Here is a 22,584-nt window from a genome sequence, read left to right as displayed (position 1 = left end):
TCACCCCCAAAAGGCGTTATCATGCACTTCATAGTGCAAATGAGCTGCACCACGATAGTCATCTTGCACCAGTATAGTGCTTCAGTGTGAACATTGAGCACCATATTGGTGCAATTTTCGTTAAAGTGCACTTTTTACGCTGCGTGAAAGCGATCACAAAGCAACTCTGCGATACTTGTTTGCGGAGGATGTTTGTGATCCTGTTTAGTCCTGCGATTAATCCGTGTACAATAACGCGCTATTTCTAAATGCCTGAGGCAAAGTTGTGATCGAAAATCTGCGTAATATCGCCATCATCGCGCACGTTGACCATGGTAAAACTACCCTGGTTGATAAGCTGCTGCAGCAATCTGGTACCTTCAGTAATGAACGTGCTGAAGCCACCGAACGCGTGATGGACTCCAACGATTTGGAGAAAGAGCGTGGGATTACCATCCTCGCTAAAAACACCGCTATCAAATGGAATGACTACCGTATCAACATCGTTGATACCCCAGGGCACGCCGACTTCGGTGGTGAAGTTGAACGTGTAATGTCCATGGTAGACTCCGTTCTGCTGGTCGTTGACGCAATGGATGGCCCAATGCCGCAGACGCGCTTCGTAACCAAAAAGGCATTTGCCCATGGTTTGAAGCCAATCGTGGTTATTAACAAAGTTGACCGTCCTGGCGCGCGTCCTGACTGGGTTGTGGATCAGGTGTTTGACCTGTTCGTTAACCTTGACGCAAGCGACGAGCAACTCGATTTCCCAATCATTTATGCATCTGCATTGATGGGTATCGCCGGCAACGACCACACTGATATGGCGGAAGACATGACCCCGCTGTACCAGGCGATTGTTGACCACGTTAAAGCACCAAGCGTTGACCTTGATGGTCCGTTCCAGATGCAAATCTCCCAGCTGGATTACAACAACTACGTTGGTGTAATCGGCATCGGTCGTATCAAGCGCGGTAAAGTGAAGCCTAACCAGCAGATCACTGTTATCGACAGCGAAGGTAAAACGCGTAACGGTAAAGTCGGTAAAGTGCTGACTCACCTCGGTCTGGAGCGTATTGAATCCACCGAAGCCGAAGCGGGCGATATCATTGCTATCACCGGTCTGGGCGAGCTGAACATCTCCGACACCCTTTGCGACCCGCAAAATGTTGAAGCACTGCCAGCGCTGTCTGTTGATGAACCGACTGTAACCATGTTCTTCAACGTCAACACCTCTCCGTTCTGTGGCAAAGAAGGTAAATACGTTACCTCTCGTCAGATCCTTGACCGCCTGAACAAAGAGCTGGTGCACAACGTCGCGCTGCGCGTTGAAGAAACCGAAGATGCGGACGCGTTCCGTGTATCCGGTCGTGGTGAGCTGCACCTGTCTGTGCTTATCGAAAACATGCGTCGTGAAGGCTTCGAACTGGCTGTGTCCCGTCCGAAAGTTATCAACCGTTTGATCGATGGCCGCATGCAAGAGCCGTTCGAGAACGTAACGCTGGATATCGAAGAACAGCACCAGGGTTCTGTGATGCAGGCGATGGGCGAGCGTAAGGGCGATGTCAAAGACATGATCCCTGACGGCAAAGGCCGTATTCGTCTGGATTACCTGATCCCGGCACGTGGCCTGATTGGCTTCCGTACCGAGTTCATGACCATGACCTCTGGTACTGGTCTTCTGTACTCCACCTTCAGCCACTACGATGACGTTAAACCGGGTGAAATCGGCCAGCGCCAGAACGGCGTGCTGATCTCCAACGGCCAGGGTAAAGCAGTTGCGTTCGCACTGTTCAGCCTGCAGGATCGCGGTAAGCTGTTCCTGGGTCACGGTGCAGAAGTTTACGAAGGCCAGATCATCGGTATTCACAGCCGTTCTAACGACCTGACGGTAAACTGCCTGACCGGTAAGAAACTGACCAACATGCGTGCTTCTGGTACTGACGAAGCAACCACGCTGGTTCCGGCACAGAAAATGTCTCTTGAGCAGGCTCTGGAATTTATCGATGACGACGAACTGGTAGAAGTCACTCCTACCTCCGTACGTATCCGTAAACGTCACCTGACTGAGAACGACCGTAAACGTGCGGGCCGTGGCAGCAAAGACTAATACGACTCCTTTCTGAGGATGCGTAGTCCGGGCGATGCGAAAGCACAACCCGGCCAAAAAAGCCGCTGAGATTCAGCGGCTTTTTTTATATCAGAATGAATATCGCAACCCTAAGCGAATGCGATACTGCTCGCGGTTGTAGTCATTCCATCGGTCCAGCCATTGAAGCTCCAGATACGGCAGCCAGTGCGGGTCAATCTTGTAGCTAAATTTGTTCGTGATTTCCCAGTGATGATCTTTACCATTTTTACTGTGGTAATCATTCACTCGCTGGAAAAAGTGCGGTTCAAAGGTATAAAAGAACGCATCGGTTAATTTAAAATTCCAGTAATTCGCGAATTCATGGGTATCGTTCTTATCCATTTCACCGTTAAAGTCAGGCGTGTCGTAATTATTGTGATTGTAGCGATAACGAAATGTCAGGTTAAACCAGTCAATAAATTTATAATTCGTATCTAAATAAATAGCGCCGCCCGAACCTGCACTGCTGTCATTAATCAACCCGCCGGGCTGAAAGGTTAATTTGTCCGTAGGTCGAAACAGGGGATACCAGCCCTCAATTTCGTTATAGCTGTGCTTCAGCTCATCCCATTGACCTAAATTATAGGCATTGGTGAACATCAGCCCCGCCCCTATATCAAAGTTATATCCGGCTCGCAGGATAATTTCGTGCTGTTCGGAGGCGGTATTATAGGCTTCGCGCGTTTCGACATAAGCACCCGCCAACGCGGAGCAAGACACTGATGAAACGAACAGTGCAATGACGATTCTCTTCATGATTTGTCCATGTATAGATACAGAAGGGCCGCCCCTCCTGTTAAACAGGAAGGGTTAATAGCCAGATTTAGGGTTATAAAGTGACTGCTGACGCTTTATTTTTTATGGGTACATCCGGTTCTGGTGCAGACTGTTTCTTCCGTTTTCCAATCTCCTCAATAATATAAGCGAAGCGTTGTTCATTGAGTTTATAAAACAGCCCCATGGTGATGGCAGCAATAATCGCCAACCCGCAAGGCCAGAGAAAAATAAGCTGACGCAGACCAAGCAGGGTGCCTGCGCTTTGTACCGCATGTGGGATATAGCCAATTTGCGTCAGCATAATTCCCGGCAGGAATCCGGCGAGCGCGGCGGAAATTTTGCGTGAAAAGGTATAGCCGGTATAGACCGAACCTTCGGCGCGAATTCCGGTTTTCCATTCGCCATAATCAACGGTATCCGGCACCAGCGCCCAGTTCAGGCTGTTCACAAAGGCGGTACCAAAAAACGCCATACAGGAAAACAGCACAAACGACATCGAGCTGGTTCCCCAGAAAAAGTTCAGTACATCGCCCACCGCCCACAGGGTCAAACCGCCCAGATACACCTGCTTTTTGCCAAAGCGTTTTACCGCGCCGGGCACCAGGAAAACCCCCACCAGAATGCAGCCCATACTGAAAAAACCCATCCAGGACAAAAGATGAATATCGTTCAGCACGTACTGGGTGTAATACACCTGGATGGCAAGCTTGATATTGAAGGCCGCCAGCGTGCAGAGGTTGGCGATACACAACACCAGCAAAGGGGGGTTGCGGAAGATGGCACAGAACGATTTCATAATGCCGGGTTTATGGGATTCCGGTGTGATCTCAACGTAGCGTTCTTTCACCCCACTGTAGCAACACCACATGCAAAACAGCCCTGCGGTCACGAATAGCAGCGCCGCAACTAAATAGCCCAACGACGGCTGGCTGACGAACAGCGCCTGAACGGGCATAAAGCCAACGGTACACAGCAGCAGACCCACCGTTGCGCCACCCTGACGCCAGGCGGCGAGGTGGGCGCGCTCGTTTGGGTTTTTGGTGATTGCCGGGACCATTGCACCATACGAACAGTTCATCAGGCTGTAAAACAGACCAAACATCATGAAGAGTACCGTGGCGATGGCGGTTTTGACGGTCAGGCTGAAGTCGTTCGCCACAAACTGCGCTGTGGCAACCAGCGCCACCGGGACGGAGGCATACAGAATAAAGGGTCTGAATTTACCCCGTGCGCCGATATTGCGTCGTGAATCCAGTAGCACGCCGGTCAGCATATCGGTGAAGGCGGTGAAGAATTTCGCCACCAGAAAAATAATTCCGCCGTAGAACGCAGGCATCCCCAGCTCATCGGTATAAAACTTCAGCAGATATAACGTGCCGATACACAGCATCAAATTCGAGCCAAAATCGCCCATTCCGTAGGCGCACTTCTCGCGCAGGCTCAGTTTCAGGGTTAACGGATCAGGGTTCGGGTTCATCTGCGATCCTCATAGCGCCCCGCAGGGCGCTCTTTTAGTGATTCATCAGGCCATGCGCTTGCGCATTTCTATCTCTTCAACGATGCGCACGTACATCTTCTCGTTGAGGTTATAGAAGCATCCCATGGCCACAATGGTGATAACGGCCAGGATGCCTGGATAGATGAAAATCAGCTGGCGTAAGCCTTCGACGGTTCCGGCGGACTGCACCACGTTGGGAACATAGCCAATTTGCGTCAGCATAATCCCGGGGAAGAAACCGGCCAGCGCCTGCGATACCTTCCTGAAGAAGGTAAATCCGGTGTAGACCGTGCCTTCGGATCGCACGCCGGTACGCCATTCACCGTATTCCACTGTGTCTGACACCAGCGCCCAGTTCAGGCTGTTGACGAAGGCCGAACCAAAGAAGGCCAGGCACGAGAACGCCACAAAACTGACCGAGCCGCCGCCAAAGAAGTAATTCAGCAGATCGCCCGCCACCCAGATCAGTAATCCGCCGATATACACTTTTTTCTTACCGAAGCGGCGCACCGCGCCGGGCATCATAAATACGCCGATAAAAATGCAGCCCATGCTGAAGAACCCCATATACGACAGCAAAATCGGGTCGTTAAGCACGTACTGGGTGTAGTAAACCTGAATGGCGAGTTTGACGTTAAACGCGCCGAGCGTGCACAGGTTGGCGATACAGAGGATAAACAGCGGTCGATTACCGGCAATGGCCCTAAACGACTGTAACAGGCCCGGTTTTTGCGTCGAACTGGCAGGCTGCACCTCCACGTAACGCTCTTTCACGCCCCGGTAGCACCACCACATACAGAGCAGACCGCCGAGGGAAAACAGCGTGGCGGCGAAGACATAACCCAGCTGGGGATTGTCTTCAATCAGGTTCATCACCGGAACAAAACCGACGGTACAGAGCAGTAAACCGAGCGTAGCACCGCCCTGACGCCAGGCCGCCAGAGAGGCACGCTCATCAGGATTTTTGGTCATCGCCGGAACCATTGCACCATACGAACAGTTCATCATGCTGAAGAACAGCCCGTAGAGCATAAACAGCACCGTCGCCATCACCGTTTTACCATTGATATCAAACGGCGTGCCGATGAAGTTGGCGATCGCCAACAGCATCACCGGAAAGGCGGCATAGATAACGAAAGGACGGAATTTTCCCTTCGGCCCAATCTTGCGGCGCGAGTCGAGCATAATGCCGGTGCCCATATCGGTAAACGCAGTAAAAAACTTCGCGATCAAAAAGATGATGCCACCATAGGTGCCCGGCAATCCCAGCACGTCGGTGTAAAACTTCAGCAGATACAGTGTGCCGATATCCAGCAGGATATTGGAACCCAGATCGCCCATCCCATAGGCGAGTTTTTCTTTAAACGGCAGTCGTAGGGTTGCCGGATCGGATGATTGCTGACTCATTATTATTCTCCGTCTGCCCGCGAGTGACCTCGCGGGCGAGCCTAATCAGATATGACGCAAGCTGCCGAACAGCGCAGCCCATTCGCTTTGCTGGCGATAAAATACCGGCGGTTTACCGAGAGGAGCCGCGACCGTTATCTCACCGCCGCTGTGCTGCTCGCCGGTCCACGCGTTGACCCAGTTGTCCTGCGGCAAATAGAGCGTCCAGTCGCTGCGTCCCTCTTCATGCACGGGCGCGACCAGCAGATCGCGGCCAAACAGGTACTGGTATTTCAGCGAATAGGTCTGCGCATCGTCCTCGTAATGCAGGAACAGCGGGCGCATCACCGGCAAACCTCTTTTGGCATTCTGCGCCACGGCGTCTTTGATGTACGGCTTTAGGGTGGTGAAGACGGTGGTCATACGGGCAAAGTGGGCGATAGTTTCCGCGTCTGCGTCAAACTGCCAGTTATCGCCGGGGCGATTGCCTTCATGGGTGCGCATCATCGGGGTGAAGGCGCTGAAATCGCACCAGCGCAACAGCAACTCTTTACTGCGTTTCATATCGAACAGCGTGGTATATCCGCCGATATCGCTGTGATGCAGGCCGTGTCCGGTCATGGCCAGTGATAGCGCAGCCGGAACCACCGACGCCAGGCCATCATCCAGACTCCAGTCAACGTTCTGATCGCCTGCCCACATCATTACCGAGTGCTTCTGACTGCCGGTGTAACCTGCGCGCATGAAAAACAGGATCTCGCCCAGTTTGCCGGTCTCTTCCAGTGCTTCGTAATTACATTTTGCCCACAGCGCAGGCCAGGCGTTATGCATGATCTCCGCGCTTACGCCGTTATGCAGGAAGGTATCGGTAGGAAGATACTCACCAAAGTCGGCCATCCAGCCGCCACAGCCCAGCTCAATCAGGTTTTGCTTGATGACCTCTTTGTACCAGTCGTAGGCTTCCGGATTGGTCAGGTCGATAACGCCCGCATAAAATTCGCCAAACTCAACGTGATAATCTTTGCCCTCGGCATCCCTGGTCAGATAGCCGCGTTTTGAGGCCTCTTCGCACAAATCTTTATCGCTGGCGACGTACGGGTTGATATAGGAGAGGAATTGCACGCCTTCGCTTTTCCATTTCTGGATGCGCTCATCAAGCTGCGGATAAAGCTCACTGTTCCATTTCCAGTTCCACATGACGCGCTTGCCGAATGAGGTCATACGGATACCGGACCAGTCCTGCGCCCAGATCCCATTCACCTTCACGCCGCCCTCGCGCAGGGTATCCAGCTTTTGCTGGCACACGTCGGTTCCGCCCTGAATGCCGAGCGTAACGCCGTCGTAAACCCAGTCCGGGAGTTCCGGCTGGCGGCCAAGTAACGCGCTGAGTTTTTCCAGCAGATCGACATACGTTTCTGCATATTCGAAGCGCAGTGTCGCGTTATCCTCCCAAAATGCCAGCTCGTGAAAATCGGGATCGCTGAAGTCGAAATTCATGTAACAGCTGTTATCAACGTGGCAGTAATATTTTTGTGTGCTGACGAACGTCGGCTGCGGGAAGAAGGTCCAGTAATAATCGCCTCCGGCATTCTCTTTGCAGTCGGCAAGCCAGGTGACATAGGTTTGTTTATTGCGTCCCACGCCCTGCTCGCTGGTCCACAGGGGGAAGGGTTTACCGCGCAGATCGAAATACGAAAACTGCTCGCCGCAACCGTAGATATGATCGTCGGGCTGCGCCGCCAGTCTCAACCAGATGCGGTTATAGCGGGTGGCATCGTTTTTAAGCTTTAGCTCCAGGCGGCCCTGCTGATCCACGCCGACCCATAGCGTGGCGCTCACCGCATCACCACGGGTAAACCGAATCGCCCAGCCAGTGCCTTGCTGCGTCACCGTCGCGTCCGTCAGGGCAATCTTCTCGTCGAGTTTGTCTTTAATGCTGAAGTTGCCGCGAAACATTTCGATATCGGCAATACCCGCGCCAATCCACAGGCAGGGCGTTTCAGCGGTATGCGATACAATCAGGCGGTTTTGCCAGCGCAGGGTGAAGCCTTTATCGTTATTTTTCAGGTCAATATTGTGTAGGGTACTCATAAGATCTCCATCTGTCGGGGAGTAGTATTATTTGGCCTGGCTATCCAGTAATCCGGCGGCGACAGCAGGGGCTAACCCTGGCGCGAGCGGTAAACGGGGGATAACCAGGCAGTGCAGCAGGTGATAGATATCCTGCTTGCCGTCCCAGACTTTGGTGGTCACTTTGTTATCCGTATCCAGTTCTTGCCACCATGAGCCGTTTTCGTAATCCATCAGGTATTTGATGCAGTAATCCCACCATTTCTGATACCAGGCTTCGTATTGGGTATCGCCTGTGACGGTATAAAGCGCATACGCGGTTCCCATGGCTTCGACGATAGGCCAGCGCACGCGCTCGCGGACGATAGGTTTTCCGTCCCAGTCCACCGAATAGACGAAACCGTCGGCGCCGTCCGGTGCCCAGGCATCACGAAGGGTGGCGTGGAACAATCCTTTCGCATCTTCCAGCAGCCACTCGGGCGGTGTTTCAAAGCGAGCCTCAAGCGCCGCACGCAGATGCAGCATCAGGCGGCCCCACTCAATCCAGTGGCCTGGCGTGCCGCCGTAGGCGCGGAAACGGTGGGCGGGATTGTCTTTGTTGTAATCGCGCAGGGGGTTCCAGTTCGCATCAAAATGTTCGTTAACGCGGTAATCACCTTTGCGGGCAACGTCATGAATAATCACCGAGGCGATACGCAGCGCGCGGTCGAGCCACTTACGGTCGTGGGTGACGTCGTACACAATCAGGAACGCTTCCACGGCATGCATATTGGCGTTACCGCCACGGTAATCTTCGGTGGCACTGAAGGCTTCATCCCAGGATTCCAGACACATCTGTTCCTGCTCGCTCCAGAAATACTTCTCGATCACGTCGATTGCATCATCCAGCAGTTTGCGTGCGTCGGGATGGCCCGTGGTGACCGCGCTGGCTGCGCCGAGCAACACGAAGAAGTGCTGATAACCCTGCTTGGACGCATCCACAACGCCCTCGTCATTCACGCAGGCGTACCAGCCGCCGTATTGCGTGTCGCGCAGCGCCGTATTCAGAGTGGCGATCCCGTGCTCCACCAGCGCATAGGCTCCCGGACGGCCCATTGCGGCGGCAACAGAGTAGACGTGCAGCATGCGGGCCGTGATCCACAGATGGGTGCCCATATCACTGCGCACCTGACCGTTATTGCCCAGCCAGCCGAAGCCGGTCGGCACGGCCGCATTTTTACCAAAATCCAGAATGCGGTCGGTTTCTTGTTCGAGCCAACGGTTATGGCTCAGCGTATTAAACCATTTCATTTTTTTGTCCTTTCTTAACGGCGAGCCATCATTTCGTCGACGATCTCACCCAAACGCTGCAATTTCGGCACGGATACATCGCGCAGCATCAGTTCAGTATCTGGCAGGCCCACCACGGATGACCAGACGGCGCGGCCCGCTAAAAATCCGGAGGCTCCCGCCTGCATGGCAACTCGCACGGCGCGTGGGAACAGTTTGTCATCGACGCCCGAGGAGAGGATCACCCACGGCATAGCAATCTGATCGTTCAGTTTCTGCGAAGCGGTGAGTAACTCTTGCTGGGTGCCTTTCCCGAACAGCGGCATTTCAACTTTATAGAGGTCGGCTCCGCTATCACCCAGCTCTTTTGCTGCGTCAATAATCGCCTGTTCCCGATCAAATACGGCACTGTGGCGCGGCGGGCGCACAACCGGCTCAATAATGCTGAGCAGTCCGTGGCTGTGACACAGATGATTAAAATCGTTCACCATCTGCAGGCGCTGCTGCGGATCTTCATCGCTGCGCCACAGCACCAGCAGTTTGAGCGCTTTGCCGCCATCGCGTTTTACCGCCTGCGGATCGATACTTTTATCAATGATGACGCTGTCTACCGGAAGACCATTGCCCGGGATAAATTCATCGGCGGCGACAATCATGGCGCAGCTTTTGGCGACGGCGTTTTGCTCGACGACCTGACGGTAGCAAAATTGCTGGTCGACCAGGATTGCCGAGGCGTACGGCGAGAGGATTTTTGCGGCGTTGACTTTGAAATCGGTTAAATGCCGATCGGTGACCGGCAAGGGTTTGCCCGCAGCGGCAAACATTAAGCGCATGGCTTCACGCTGATCGACAGCCAGCATGGCAAAACCGCCGGAAGGTCGGGTGATCTCTTTCAGGGTATAGGTGCTCATTGTTCAGTCCTTTTGTATTAATGTGTGTGATTCAGCCCGGCAGCCGCCCGAACTTGCTCAAGAATGGCGGTCCAGTCCTGGCGACCGCGGCCTGCCGCGCGCGCCTGGTTATACACTTCGCGCGAGGCCGCCCCGAGCGGCATAGGGACGTGCAACTGGTTAGCCACGTCCAGGGCGATCCCGAGATCTTTATGGGCAAGGTCAATCATGAACGCCGGGGTCAGATCGCCTTTCAGCACTTTGTTCGGCCAGGAGGTGGTGAAATGACCTTTCCCGGCAGGCGTGCCGCTCATCACTTTCAGTGCCACGTCGAAAGAGAGTCCCAGCGCTTCGCACAGCACTGCGGCTTCCGCCGAAAGGGCATTGAGAGCAATGCTCATGTAGTTGTTGATGAGCTTGACGCGAATCCCCATGCCGGGGCCGCCCGCGTTGATGATTTCATTTCCCATGGCCATCAGAACCGGCGTGGCGCGCTCCACCTGCAAGGGCGTCCCGCCGGCCAGCAATAGCAACGTTCCGGCTATCGCATGATCGGAGGTGCGGCCCACGGGAACATCCATCATGCTGAATCCGCGGTCGGTCATTTCGGCAATGAGTTTGTCCGTTTGCAGCGGATGGATGGTCGACATATCAATCACCAGCGCTTCGCGAGACAGCCTTTCGCAGACACCGTGCTCGCCAAACAGGACGGCACGAACCAAATCACCGTTCGGCAGCATGGTGATGACAAACTCGGCGTCACTCGCCGCCTCTGCGGGAGTCGCCGCCGCTCGCGCCCCTTTTTCAACCAGTGCCTGAACGGCCTGCGGATTGACATCAAAGACGTGAAGCTGGTGGCCCTGCTTCAGCAGATTGTTCGCCATCGGTGCGCCCATCTGCCCTAAACCTATAAATGCGATTGCTGACATACTTCTCTCCTGCCCAGTCGTTGTTGTCACAAATTGTCAGTTATTGCGCGTTTGTGTTGTCTGTTTTTGATCGTATTTGTAATCTATAGTCAAAAAATTGACGCGGGTCACTTTTTAAACATTTGATGAAATTAAAATGGACTCATCAAAAACGCATAAGGAATGACCATGACTCGAATCGCTTGTGTCGGAATTACCGTGCTGGATCGCATCTGGTATCTCAGTGATTTACCCAGGGAGGGCGGGAAGTATGTTGCGAATAACTATACGGAAGTGGGCGGTGGCCCGGCGGCGACTGCGGCAGTGGCAGCGGCGAAACTGGGCGCAAAAGTGGATTTTATTGGCCGCGTTGGTGACGACGATACGGGCAACAGATTGCTGGCGGAGCTGGAGTCCCTGGGAGTAAACACGCGCTACACGCGCGTTGTTAAAGGGGCGCGTTCGTCGCAATCCGCGGTACTGGTTGATGCCAGCGGTGAACGCATTATTGCCAACTATCCCAGCCCCGATCTCCCGATGGCCGCCGACTGGCTTCACGATATCGACTTTTCTCAGTGGGATGTTGTGCTGGCGGATGTGCGCTGGCATGACGGGGCAAAGCAGGCATTTACGCTGGCGCGTCAGCAGGGAGTGACGACGGTTCTGGATGCGGATATCACGCCGCAGGATATCCGCGAGCTGGTGGCGTTAAGCGATCACGCGGCGTTTTCGGCGCCTGGCCTGCAGCGTTTGACGGATCTCACGTCACCGGAGCAGGCGCTGAAAAACGCACAAACGCTCACAAATGGACATGTCTATGTCACGCAGGGCAAAGAGGGCTGCTATTGGCTCGAAAACGGACAGCTTTGCCATCAACCGGGCTTTAGCGTTGAGGTGGTTGATACGACCGGAGCTGGCGACGTTTTTCATGGTGCTCTGGCGCTAAGTCTGGCGCAACATGCGAGGGTGGCAGACGCTGTTCTGTTTGCCAGCGCGGTCGCTGCACTCAAATGTACTCGCCCTGGTGGACGGGCTGGTATCCCTGACTGTGATCAAACCCGCTCTTTCTTGTCACTTTTTGTATAAAATGCGGGGCGTGATGGTATTTCGAGGACAGCCCATGAGCCTGACCGAACTAACAGGGAATCCGCGACACGATCAATTGCTCACGTTGATCGCCGATCGCGGCTACATGAACATTGATGAACTGGCGCAGCTGCTGGATGTGTCTACCCAGACCGTACGTCGGGATATCCGCAAACTGAGCGAGCAGGGATTAATTACGCGTCATCACGGCGGCGCAGGCCGGGCATCAAGCGTGGTCAACACCGCCTTTGAGCAGCGCGAAGTCTCAATGACGGAAGAGAAGCGGGCGATTGCCGAAGCCATTGCAGACTATATTCCGGACGGCTCGACGATTTTTATCACCATTGGCACCACTGTGGAACACGTTGCGCGGGCGTTGCTCAATCATAACCATTTGCGCATCATCACCAACAGTCTGCGCGTGGCGCATATCCTGTATAAAAATCCCCGCTTTGAAGTGATGGTCCCTGGCGGAACCTTGCGCGCCCACAATGGCGGCATTATTGGTCCGGCCGCCACCGCGTTTGTCTCCGGGTTTCGGGCTGATTATCTGGTCACCAGCATGGGGGCTATTGAGAGCGACGGCGCGATGATGGAGTTTGATGTCAACGAAGCGAGCGTGGTTAAAACGATGATTGCGCATTCGCGCCATGTTTTACTGGCGGCCGATCATACGAAATATCACGCCTCTGCTGCCGTTGAAATTGGCAATGTCGCTCAGGCGACCGCCTTGTTCACTGATGAGCTTCCCGGGCCTGGCCTGCAAACCCTGCTCAAATCCAGTCAGGTTGAGGTCGTTATCAACGTCCGCGAAGAACCGCAGGCTGGCTAAACCTTTCTCTTCCATCCCCGACGGTGATTGCCTCGGGGATTATCCTCTCTTTCTCTAAGCTGAATCTGGCGCATAGCCAAAGCGTATCTTTCCCGCTACAGTTATTTTTTCACGGCGCGAAGGAGATAAACATGCTTTATATCTTTGACTTAGGAAATGTCATCGTCGATATCGATTTTAATCGAGTGCTGGGCGCATGGAGCGATTTTAGCCGTGTGCCGCTGGCGACGCTGAAGCAAAACTTCTCAATGGGGGAAGCGTTTCAACAGCATGAGCGTGGAGAGATCAGTGATGAAGCATTCGCCGAAGCGATGTGTCACGAGATGGATCTGCCCCTGAGTTACGAACAATTTGCTCATGGCTGGCAGGCGGTTTTTGTGGCGATTCGCCCGGACGTTATCGACATCATGAGCAAACTGCGCGAGCAAGGGCATCGCGTGGTGGTGCTGTCCAATACTAACCGCCTCCACACCACATTCTGGCCTGGCGAATATCCGCAAATTCGCGCCGCAGCGGATAATATTTATCTTTCTCAGGATATGGGAATGCGTAAACCCGAGGCGAGAATTTACCAGGCGGTACTGCAGGCGGAAGGTTTCTCCGCCGCCGATACGGTCTTTTTTGACGATAATGCCGATAATATAGAGGGAGCTAACCAGTTGGGTATCACGTCAATTCTGGTGACCGGAAAAGAGACGATACCGGACTATTTCGCGAAGCAGTTATGTTAAAAATCGTTCATCAAAAAGCAACACACCACACCCGCCCACTGCGTGCGTGGTTAAAACTCCTCTGGCATCGCATTGATGAGGACAACATGACTACGCTTGCGGGTAACCTCGCTTACGTGTCGCTGCTCTCGTTAGTGCCGCTGGTGGCGGTTATCTTTGCGCTGTTTGCCGCATTTCCGATGTTTTCCGAAGTGAGCATCCAGCTGCGTCATTTTGTTTTTGCTAATTTCATGCCCGCAACGGGAGATGTGATCCAGCGTTACATCGAGCAGTTTGTGGCGAACTCCAACAAAATGACCGCGGTAGGGGCGTGCGGGTTGATCGTGACCGCTCTGCTGCTGATGTATGCCATTGATAGCGCGCTCAATACCATCTGGCGCAGTAAAAAAGTCCGTCCGAAAGTTTACTCGTTCGCTGTGTACTGGATGATCTTAACCCTTGGTCCGTTGCTGGCCGGGGCAAGCCTGGCCATCAGCTCTTATCTGCTTTCACTGCGCTGGGCCAGCGAGCTGAACACGGTCATTGATAACGTATTACGCATTTTTCCGCTCATCCTTTCATGGCTCTCCTTCTGGCTGCTTTACAGCATCGTGCCAACCATTCGCGTCCCGAACCGGGATGCTATGGTCGGTGCGCTGGTGGCGGCAGTTCTCTTTGAACTGGGCAAGAAAGGGTTTGCCCTCTATATCACGACATTCCCCTCCTATCAGCTGATCTACGGCGTGCTGGCCGTGGTCCCCATTCTGTTTGTCTGGGTTTACTGGACCTGGTGTATCGTCTTGCTTGGGGCGGAAATTACTGTCACTCTCGGGGAATACCGCAAACTCAAACAAGCCGCAGAACAAGAAGAAGCAGACCAACCATGATTGCATTGATTCAGCGCGTAACCCGTGCCAGCGTCACCGTGGAGGATGAGGTGACGGGTGAAATTGGCCCAGGACTTTTGGTGTTGTTAGGTGTCGAAAAGGATGACGACGAACAAAAAGCGAACCGCTTATGCGAGCGAGTGCTCGGCTATCGCATCTTCAGCGATGCGGAAGGAAAGATGAATCTTAACGTCCAGCAGGCCGGTGGCAGCGTGCTGGTGGTGTCGCAATTTACGCTGGCCGCCGATACCGAACGCGGTATGCGCCCGGGATTCTCAAAAGGTGCCGATCCCGATCGCGCAGAAGCGCTATACGACTATTTTGTTGAACGTTGTCGTCAGCAAGAGATGAATACACAAACCGGACGGTTCGCTGCAGATATGCAGGTTTCGCTGGTAAACGATGGCCCTGTCACCTTCTGGCTCCAGGTATGAGCACGCTTACGGCATGGCCGCGGGTCACAAGAGAGAGTACAGCTATGTATCACCTTCGAGTACCGCAAACAGAAGAAGAGTTAGAGGTTTACTACCATTTCCGCTGGGAAATGCTGCGCAAGCCCTTACATCAGCCGAAGGGATCGGAACGGGACGCCTGGGATGCCATGGCGCATCACCAGATGGTGGTTGACGAAGAGGGCAACCTGGTGGCCGTCGGGCGATTGTATATCAATGCCGATTATGAAGCCTCGATTCGCTTTATGGCGGTTCATCCCTCCGTGCAGGACAAAGGGCTGGGCACGCTGATGGCGATGACCCTGGAATCCGTTGCCCGCCAGGAAGGGGTTAAGCGCGTCACCTGTAGCGCCCGCGAAGATGCAGTGGAGTTCTTCTCCAAACTCGGTTTCGTCAATGAGGGCGAAATTACCGCGCCACAAACCACCCCGATTCGTCATTTTTTGATGATCAAACCCATCGCCACGCTCGACGACATTCTCCATCGTGCTGACTGGTGCGGACAGCTGCAGCAAGCCTGGTATCAGCACATTCCGCTGAGCGAAAAAATGGGTGTGCGTATCCAGCAATATACCGGGCAGAAATTTATTACCACCATGCCGGAAACGGGCAATCAAAATCCGCATCACACGCTGTTTGCCGGAAGCCTGTTCTCCCTGGCCACGCTCACCGGCTGGGGGCTTATCTGGCTGATGCTACGCGAACGCCACCTTGGCGGCACCATTATTCTGGCCGATGCGCATATTCGTTATAGCGCGCCGATCAGCGGCAAACCGAGCGCGGTGGCCGATTTGGGGTCGCTTAGCGGCGATCTGGATCGTCTGGCGCGTGGGCGAAAAGCGCGAGTGCAGATGCAGGTCGAGCTCTTCGGTGACGACACGTCGGGCGCTGTGTTTGAAGGCACTTATATCGTACTGCCTGCGAAACCGTATGGCGCCTATGAAGAGGGGGGGAACGAAGAGGAGTAAATCTCTTCTGTCATCTTCCCCGGCCTGGTGAGCTGACTCGCCAGGCCACATCTCGCATCACGTCTCGCGCAGACTGGCTGACTCCGCCTAACTGAAAGAAACCATGTATGACACCCGACCAGCGCTGACACGTACAGGTGACGCCCTGTTCCGTCATTCGCTGAAAGAGTGCTTCGCCTTCATCACAAAGCGGATCAAACTCGGCGGTGATGATATGCGTCTGGGGCAGCCCGTTAAGGTCGTCACGCCATAGCGGACTGGCTTCAGGATGAAGACGGTCGGTTCCCGCAAGATATAGCTCGTAGCCGCTGAGAAGCGTATCGCGGGTAATGACATAGTCCGCACCGTTGCGGATATAGCTTTCAAAATATGCCGTCGAGTCGAGCATGGGATAGATCAGAATTAATTGTGCAGGCTGCCATTCCCTTGCCGCCTTGAGCCGCAGCGCAGTCACCAGCGCCAGATGCCCCCCCGCGCTGTCACCGGCGAGGGTAATTTGATTTTTATCGATGCCAAACCGATCGGCATAGTGCCAGACCAGACGCGCGGCTTTTTCAGCATCGTCATGGGCGGCAGGGAAGGTGTATTCCGGTGCCAGACGATACTGCACGGCAACGATCCGACAGCGGCTGTAGTAAGCCAGCTGACGTAACTGGCCATCATGAGTTTTAAAGCCGCCGCTGATAAAGCATCCGCCGTGATAATAGACAACCGTCGGTAAAATCTCAGGGGCATTGAGCGGCGAATAAACCCTAAACTGCATCCCTTCAAGTTCGACAGACTCGACATGAACGCGCGTTTCCGTTTCGCCTGCCAGCACCGTGCTCGCGACATAACCCGCGCGCCGGTCATCAATATTCTGCTCTCGTGCTGAGGGGCGCCCGGCTGCGATAAATCTCTGAACCAGTTCAGCAATCCCGTTTTCCAGTGTCATAATTTTTCCTGGTTATCTGTATGGATATACAGCGTTATAGCCTGGTTTGTTGCAAAAGAAAACGGGGGATTTTAGTGGGGGTTTGAATCTCGAACGCGGCTCGCAAAATGGAGCATGAAGGCAGTTGCAGGCCGGGCAACCTTGCGTCGCCCGGCACTGTTACAGAAAACTACTCACCTTCACCCGGGAACAGGAACGGGTTGATGGAGCTACGGGCAAAGCCTTCTTGCTCCATGCGCGCGTCGAGTACCAGCGTGGCGAGGTCGTCAGCAACGGCTTCGACTTTCGGGTCTTTTTCCTGATACAGAATCTTCAGGTAAGTGCCGCAGTCGCCGCAGCTTTCGGCCTTAACGGCGGCATTCTCGTTTTCCAGCGACCAGTAATTCAGATCGCGCGTTTGCTCGCAGTTGCTGCACTTGATACGCACCACGTGCCACTCGGTCTCGCACAGGTTGCAGTGGAGATAACGCAGGCCCTGAGTCGTGCCAATTTGCACCATGCTGGTGACAGGCATTGAACCGCACACCGGGCAAAACTGGCGGGCTTCGCCGTATTCTGCCCGTGCTTTTCCTGGAATCAGGCTGGCCATTTGCGCCCAGTAGAGCGACAAGGCGGCCCAGATGAACGGTGCTTTATCACTGCTGACCAACGCAAAATCGGTGGCAAACAGCGCGCTCGCCATCTCTTCCAGCTCTTGCTCGGAGGCTTTTTCCAGATTCTCGATAACGGCCAGCGCCGGACCGCTCATCTCTGGTTTCAGCTCTGCTATCAGTGAATGCAGGAGCTTATGCCAGTGTTTATCGCGCGGCAGGACGTGGATATCCAGCGGCGGCTTACCCTGATCGTTCGCCTCTTTAATGCGTGCGGACAGATCCATTTGCAGCGGATGGTCGTACAGCACCACTTCCTGCGCATGAGCGATCAGCGCCGCAAAACGCAGAAATTCGCCAAGGGGATTGTTCTCTGCAAGCTCACGCAGACGTTCTGCACGGCGGTTGTAGAGGTTCTTGAGTCTGGGGAATAACAACGGCGGAATGTATTCCGCCGTGCGTTTCTCGCTCGAACCCAGCTCATCTTGCGGGATTATGCGAATACTCATTCAGATGACTTTTCCTGTTTCTGGCGGACTTCACGGTACCAGCGCGGGTGATGTTTCTTCGCCCACGTTTTAGTGACCCATCCTTCCACCATCGCGGTAATGGTGCCTTTCACCCAAAGGGCGGCGTAGATATGCACCATGATAACCACAATTAACGCGACTGCGGCAAATGAATGCAGCATCAGCGCAAATCGGATCACCGGGATTGAGAAAGCAGGCGCGAAATACGGACGCCAGATGATCACGCCGCTCACCAGCAACAGGACCAGGAAAATAATCGCCGCCCAGAATACGCACTTCTGACCGAAGTTATAGCGCCCGGTATCACCTACTTCCTCGTTGACGACGATCTTACGAATATTCTTCGCCCAAAAGATATCATCCCGATTGATTAGGTTATGGTGCCAGTAACGGAAAAACATGATGATAAACGAGGCAAACATGATCACGCCGACAAACGGGTGCAGAATTCGCGCCAGCTGTGGGGTGCCCATGATTTGCATCAGCCAGTTAAAGGACGGGAAGAAGAATCCCAGCCCGCTTATCGCCGCCAGCATGAAGCAGAAGGCGGTGACCCAATGGTTGATACGCTCCGGCGCCGTGTAGCGCACGATGGTGTCACGTCTTTTCATTTGCGCACCTCGTCTTTCTCTTCATGCAGATTATCTTCTTCCTCTTCCGCGCGGTTCGGACCGACACCGACGTAGTGGAAGATGCTCGCTGCAAAGGTTGCGGCAAAACCAACGGCTGCCAGTGGTTTCCAGATACCTTTCCAGAACTTCACCGTGGCGCTGATTTCCGGGTTCTCCGGCAGGCCGTGATACAGATTCGGCTTGTCGGCATGGTGCAGCACGTACATCACGTGCGTACCACCAACGCCGGCCGGATCGTACAGGCCCGCATTGTCATAACCACGGGTTTTCAGCTCGGACACGCGCTCGCCCGCCAGCGTTTTCATATCCTCTTTGGAGCCAAAGTGGATAGCGCCGGTTGGACAGGTCTTCACGCAGGCCGGTTCCTGACCCACCGTCACACGGTCCACGCACAGCGTACATTTGTAGACGCGGTTGTCTTCCGGGTTCAGGCGCGGTACGTCGAACGGACAACCGGCGATGCAATAGCCGCAGCCAATGCACTGCTCAGACTGGAAGTCGACGATACCGTTGGCATACTGAATGATAGCCCCTTCTGACGGACATGCCTTCAGGCAGCCCGGATCCGCACAGTGCATACAGCCGTCTTTGCGGATCAGCCATTCAAGTTTGTCGTTCTGCTCCACTTCCGAGAAACGCATCACCGTCCAGGACTTGGCGGTCAGATCGGCCGGGTTGTCATACACCCCGACGTTGTGACCGACCTCGTCACGCAGGTCGTTCCACTCGGAACAGGCCACCTGACAGGCTTTACAGCCGATACAGGTGGTCACGTCGATAAGCTTCGCCACTTCCTGCTGGTGGTCCCGCGCCTGAGGCGCGGGCGTGAAACTGTTAGTCGCGGAACGACGGATGATATCTTGCGATTGATAAGCCATAGGTCGTCTCCGTTACACCTTTTCCACGTTAACCAGGAAGGCTTTGAACTCCGGCGTTTGCGTATTCGCATCACCGACGAACGGCGTCAGGGTGTTGGCAATAAAGCCTTTCTTCGTCACGCCTTCGTAACCCCAGTGAATCGGGATGCCGATGGTATCCACCTCTTGCCCATGTACATTCAGCGTGCGAATACGTTTGGTTACGACTGCCTTGGCCTTAATGTAGCCGCGGTTAGAAGAGACTTTGACGGTATCGCCATGGGCGATGCCGAGTTTATTCGCCAGCTTTTCACCGATCTCCACAAACTGTTCCGGCTGCGCGATCGCGTTAAGGAGCGCGTGTTTGGTCCAGTAGTGGAAGTGCTCGGTCAGACGGTAGGTCGTGCCGACATACGGGAACTTATCTTTTTTACCCAGCGCTTCAAAATCACCCTTGAAGATACGGGCGGCCGGATTCGAGATCACGTTCGGGTGCAGCGGGTTCGTCCCCAGCGGCGTTTCAAACGGCTCGTAGTGTTCCGGGAACGGACCTTCTGCCATTTTATCAATGGCGAACAGGCGACCCATCCCTTCCGGCTGCATGATAAATGGCCCGACATCGCTGCCCGGTGCGGCAGTGCTGTAGTCCGGAATATCCACGCCACCCCACTTCGCGCCGTCCCATTTCAGGAGCTGACGCTTCGGATCCCACGGCTTGCCCTGCGGGTCAGCGGAAGCACGGTTATACAGAATGCGGCGGTTTAACGGCCACGCCCATGCCCAGCCGAGCGTATTGCCCAGGCCCGACGGATCGGCGTTATCGCGGTTCGCCATCTGGTTGCCTTTCGGCGTCCAGCTACCGGCGAAAATCCAGCAGCCGCTGGCAGTTGAGCCATCATCACGCAGGTGCGCAAAGGTACTCAGCTGATCGCCTTTCTTCGCCAGCACGGTGCCGGTGGCCGGATCGATAACATCCGCCAGCGCTTTGCCGTTGCTCTCCATGGCCACTTCTTCCGGAGCCGGATTTTCAGGCGTCGAATAGTTCCAGGTCATGTTCAGCACCTGCTCCGGATTCGCCCCGCCTTCTGCCGCGTACATCTTACGCAGACGCAAGAAGATACCCGCCAGGATTTCGCCGTCGTTCATGGCGATACCCGGGGCGTCCGCGCCTTTCCAGTGCCACTGCAACCAGCGGCCGGAGTTAACGATAGAACCGTTCTCTTCAGCGAAGCAGGTGGAGGGCAAACGGAACACTTCCGTCTGGATTTTCGCTGGATCGACGTCGTTCGATTCTCCGTGGTTCTGCCAGAAGGTCGAGGTTTCGGTATTCAGCGGGTCAATCGTCACCAGGAACTTCAGTTTGGACAGCGAGGCCACAACCTTGTTTTTGTTCGGGAACGACGCAACAGGGTTAAAGCCCTGGCACAGATAGCCGTTCACCTTGCCCTGATGCATCATGTCGAAATACTGCAGAACGTCGTAACCCTTATCCCACTTCGGCAGCCAGTCAAAGCCCCAGCTGTTATCCGCTGTCGCTTTATCGCCGTAGAAGGCTTTCATCATCGAGACGAAGAATTTCGGGTAGTTACTCCAGTAGTTAACCTGGCCTGCCAGCAGCGGTTTTGGCGTGTTGGCGGTCAGATAGGTCTGGAGGTCGGCCTGTTTTTCGCTTGGCAGCGTCATGTAGCCCGGCAGGCTCTGTGACAGCAGGCCCAGGTCGGTCAGACCCTGAATATTGGAGTGGCCGCGCAGGGCATTCACGCCGCCGCCTGCCATCCCCATATTGCCGAGCAGCAGCTGAACCATCGCCATGGTACGGATGTTCTGTGCGCCGACGGAGTGTTGCGTCCAGCCGAGTGCGTACAGGAACGATGCCGTTTTATCGTGGGCGCTGGTTTCGGCGATGTACTCACAGACTTTCAGGAAGTCGGCTTTCGGCGTACCGCAGATGTTCTCGACCATCTCTGGCGTATAGCGGGAAACGTGCGTTTTCAGCAGGTTCCACACACAACGCGGATGGGTCAGCGTGGTATCGCGTTTCGCGAAGCCGTTTTCATCCAGCTCGTAGTTCCAGCTGGTTTTATCGTATTTACGCTTATCGGCGTCGTAACCGCTGAACAGACCGTCTTCAAAGCCATAATCTTCACGCACGATCAGGCTGGCGTTGGTATAGGCCTCGGTGTATTCACGGTTATATTTTTCGTTGGTCATCAGGTACAGCAATACGCCTGACAGGAAAGTAATGTCAGTACCTGAGCGAATAGGGGTGTAGAAATCCGCCACTGACGCGGTACGCGTAAAGCGGGGATCGATCACAATCAGTTTCGCGCCATTGTGAATTTTGGCTTCCATCGCCCAGCGGAATCCCACCGGATGCGCTTCTGCCGCGTTTCCACCCATCACAATGATGAGGTTAGCGTTTTTGATGTCGACCCAGTGGTTGGTCATCGCACCGCGACCAAATGTTGGAGCAAGACTTGCTACCGTTGGTCCGTGTCAGACACGCGCCTGGTTGTCGACCGCGAGCATACCGAGTGCGCGCGTAAATTTCTGGGTGAGATAACCGGTCTCATTACTGGACGCCGATGCACACAGCATACCGGTAGAGAGCCAGCGGTTAACGGTCACGCCATCCGCATTTTGAGGAATATAGTTCGCATCGCGGTCTTCTTTAATCAGTTTAGCGATGCGGTCAAAAGCATCATCCCAGCTGATTTGCTGCCATTTATCGGAGCCTGGAGCGCGATATTCAGGGAATTTCAGACGGCTTTCTGAGTGGATGAAGTCCACCAGACCTGCGCCTTTCGGGCACAGCGCGCCACGGTTGACCGGATGATCCGGGTCGCCTTCAATATGGAAAATAGATGCTTTGGCGTTTTTCGCACCGTCGCCGAGGCTATACATCAACAGCCCACAACCGACAGAGCAGTAGGTGCAGGTATTACGGGTTTCGCGGGTGCGCAGCAGTTTATATTGCCGTGTTTCCGCCAGTGCTACACCGGGTGCAAAACCCAGCGCCGCTGCCGTAGTGCCTGCCATACCGCCAGCGCAGATCTTAAAGAACTGCCTTCTGCTGACCTGCATGGGTCACTCCTTGTTTCTTGCCGACATTGCTACCCTTCATAATTTTGCGCTGCAGTTTCGTTGGCTGCTTTCTCTTACCCCAGCCACTGATTTGAATCAGCTCCTGAAGATTCG

Annotated in this window: 19 protein-coding genes; 7 read left to right on the top strand and 12 right to left on the bottom strand. The window is 54.5% G+C overall.

The window, feature by feature from the left end; translation table 11 throughout:
• Positions 1–265: 265 nt before the first annotated feature.
• Positions 266–2,089, top strand: coding sequence for a ribosome-dependent GTPase TypA (gene typA, locus SOM82_RS20775; protein WP_320461645.1), 1,824 nt, complete (start codon positions 266–268; stop codon positions 2,087–2,089).
• A 90-nt stretch (positions 2,090–2,179) separates the two neighbouring features.
• On the opposite strand, the gene ompL is transcribed toward typA, so the two are convergent.
• From ompL to yihU, 7 genes are all read right to left on the bottom strand, one after another.
• The gene (ompL, locus tag SOM82_RS20770) at positions 2,180–2,866 is read right to left on the bottom strand and encodes a porin OmpL (RefSeq protein WP_320461646.1); all 687 of its coding nucleotides are present in this window, start codon (positions 2,864–2,866) and stop codon (positions 2,180–2,182) included.
• 73 nt (positions 2,867–2,939) lie between these two features.
• Complete coding sequence (locus tag SOM82_RS20765) at positions 2,940–4,364, bottom strand: MFS transporter (RefSeq protein ID WP_320461647.1); 1,425 nt, start codon at positions 4,362–4,364, stop codon at positions 2,940–2,942.
• Positions 4,365–4,409: 45 nt separating this feature from the next.
• A complete protein-coding gene (locus SOM82_RS20760; protein WP_154128650.1) occupies positions 4,410–5,792 on the bottom strand; it encodes an MFS transporter in 1,383 nt (460 codons plus the stop codon).
• A 45-nt stretch (positions 5,793–5,837) separates the two neighbouring features.
• Complete coding sequence (locus tag SOM82_RS20755) at positions 5,838–7,862, bottom strand: alpha-glucosidase (protein ID WP_320461648.1); 2,025 nt, start codon at positions 7,860–7,862, stop codon at positions 5,838–5,840.
• A gap of 27 nt (positions 7,863–7,889) precedes the next feature.
• Entirely contained in the window at positions 7,890–9,131 is a 1,242-nt protein-coding gene (yihS, locus tag SOM82_RS20750; protein WP_320461649.1) for a sulfoquinovose isomerase, read from the bottom strand.
• 14 nt (positions 9,132–9,145) lie between these two features.
• Entirely contained in the window at positions 9,146–10,021 is an 876-nt protein-coding gene (yihT, locus tag SOM82_RS20745) for a sulfofructosephosphate aldolase (RefSeq protein WP_320461650.1), read from the bottom strand.
• Between the two features lie 17 nt (positions 10,022–10,038).
• A complete protein-coding gene (gene yihU, locus SOM82_RS20740; protein ID WP_320461651.1) occupies positions 10,039–10,929 on the bottom strand; it encodes a sulfolactaldehyde 3-reductase in 891 nt (296 codons plus the stop codon).
• A gap of 168 nt (positions 10,930–11,097) precedes the next feature.
• Between yihU and SOM82_RS20735 the strand changes: the two genes are divergently transcribed.
• The 6 genes from SOM82_RS20735 to fabY all read left to right on the top strand — a co-directional run bounded on the left by SOM82_RS20735 (position 11,098) and on the right by fabY (position 15,843).
• Positions 11,098–11,994, top strand: coding sequence for a sugar kinase (locus SOM82_RS20735; RefSeq protein ID WP_154128655.1), 897 nt, complete (start codon positions 11,098–11,100; stop codon positions 11,992–11,994).
• A 34-nt stretch (positions 11,995–12,028) separates the two neighbouring features.
• Positions 12,029–12,826 (top strand): DeoR/GlpR family DNA-binding transcription regulator, encoded by a 798-nt coding sequence (locus tag SOM82_RS20730; RefSeq protein WP_154128656.1) that lies wholly within the window; start codon positions 12,029–12,031, stop codon positions 12,824–12,826.
• Positions 12,827–12,957: 131 nt separating this feature from the next.
• Positions 12,958–13,557, top strand: a complete 600-nt coding sequence (yihX, locus tag SOM82_RS20725; protein ID WP_154128657.1) for a glucose-1-phosphatase — start codon at positions 12,958–12,960, stop codon at positions 13,555–13,557.
• Positions 13,551–14,423: a virulence factor BrkB family protein gene (locus tag SOM82_RS20720; protein WP_154128658.1), complete on the top strand. Its 873-nt coding sequence runs from the start codon at positions 13,551–13,553 to the stop codon at positions 14,421–14,423. The genes yihX and SOM82_RS20720 overlap by 7 nt, the downstream gene beginning before the upstream one ends.
• On the top strand, positions 14,420–14,857 hold the full coding sequence (dtd, locus tag SOM82_RS20715; protein ID WP_154128659.1) for a D-aminoacyl-tRNA deacylase: 438 nt from the start codon (positions 14,420–14,422) through the stop codon (positions 14,855–14,857). Before SOM82_RS20720 ends, dtd begins: the two co-directional genes overlap by 4 nt.
• A gap of 44 nt (positions 14,858–14,901) precedes the next feature.
• Positions 14,902–15,843, top strand: a complete 942-nt coding sequence (gene fabY / locus SOM82_RS20710) for a fatty acid biosynthesis protein FabY (protein WP_154128660.1) — start codon at positions 14,902–14,904, stop codon at positions 15,841–15,843.
• Between the two features lie 10 nt (positions 15,844–15,853).
• Here fabY and SOM82_RS20705 read toward each other — a convergent pair whose 3' ends face one another.
• The 5 genes from SOM82_RS20705 to fdnG all read right to left on the bottom strand — a co-directional run bounded on the left by SOM82_RS20705 (position 15,854) and on the right by fdnG (position 22,470).
• Positions 15,854–16,777: an alpha/beta hydrolase gene (locus tag SOM82_RS20705; RefSeq protein ID WP_320461652.1), complete on the bottom strand. Its 924-nt coding sequence runs from the start codon at positions 16,775–16,777 to the stop codon at positions 15,854–15,856.
• Between the two features lie 169 nt (positions 16,778–16,946).
• On the bottom strand, positions 16,947–17,876 hold the full coding sequence (fdhE, locus tag SOM82_RS20700; RefSeq protein ID WP_154128663.1) for a formate dehydrogenase accessory protein FdhE: 930 nt from the start codon (positions 17,874–17,876) through the stop codon (positions 16,947–16,949).
• Positions 17,873–18,508: a formate dehydrogenase cytochrome b556 subunit gene (gene fdoI, locus SOM82_RS20695; RefSeq protein WP_006179126.1), complete on the bottom strand. Its 636-nt coding sequence runs from the start codon at positions 18,506–18,508 to the stop codon at positions 17,873–17,875. The genes fdhE and fdoI overlap by 4 nt, the downstream gene beginning before the upstream one ends.
• Positions 18,505–19,407 (bottom strand): formate dehydrogenase subunit beta, encoded by a 903-nt coding sequence (gene fdxH, locus SOM82_RS20690; protein WP_154128664.1) that lies wholly within the window; start codon positions 19,405–19,407, stop codon positions 18,505–18,507. The genes fdoI and fdxH overlap by 4 nt, the downstream gene beginning before the upstream one ends.
• Positions 19,408–19,419: 12 nt before the next feature.
• Positions 19,420–22,470, bottom strand: a complete 3,051-nt coding sequence (gene fdnG / locus SOM82_RS20685; RefSeq protein WP_320461653.1) for a formate dehydrogenase-N subunit alpha — start codon at positions 22,468–22,470, stop codon at positions 19,420–19,422.
• Between the last annotated feature and the right edge of the window lie 114 nt (positions 22,471–22,584).

The organism is Lelliottia sp. CFBP8978, assembly GCF_034046055.2.
Lineage (GTDB): Bacteria > Pseudomonadota > Gammaproteobacteria > Enterobacterales > Enterobacteriaceae > Enterobacter.
Note: the sequence above shows the minus strand (reverse complement) of the source record. Positions and strands in the feature narration are given on the sequence as shown.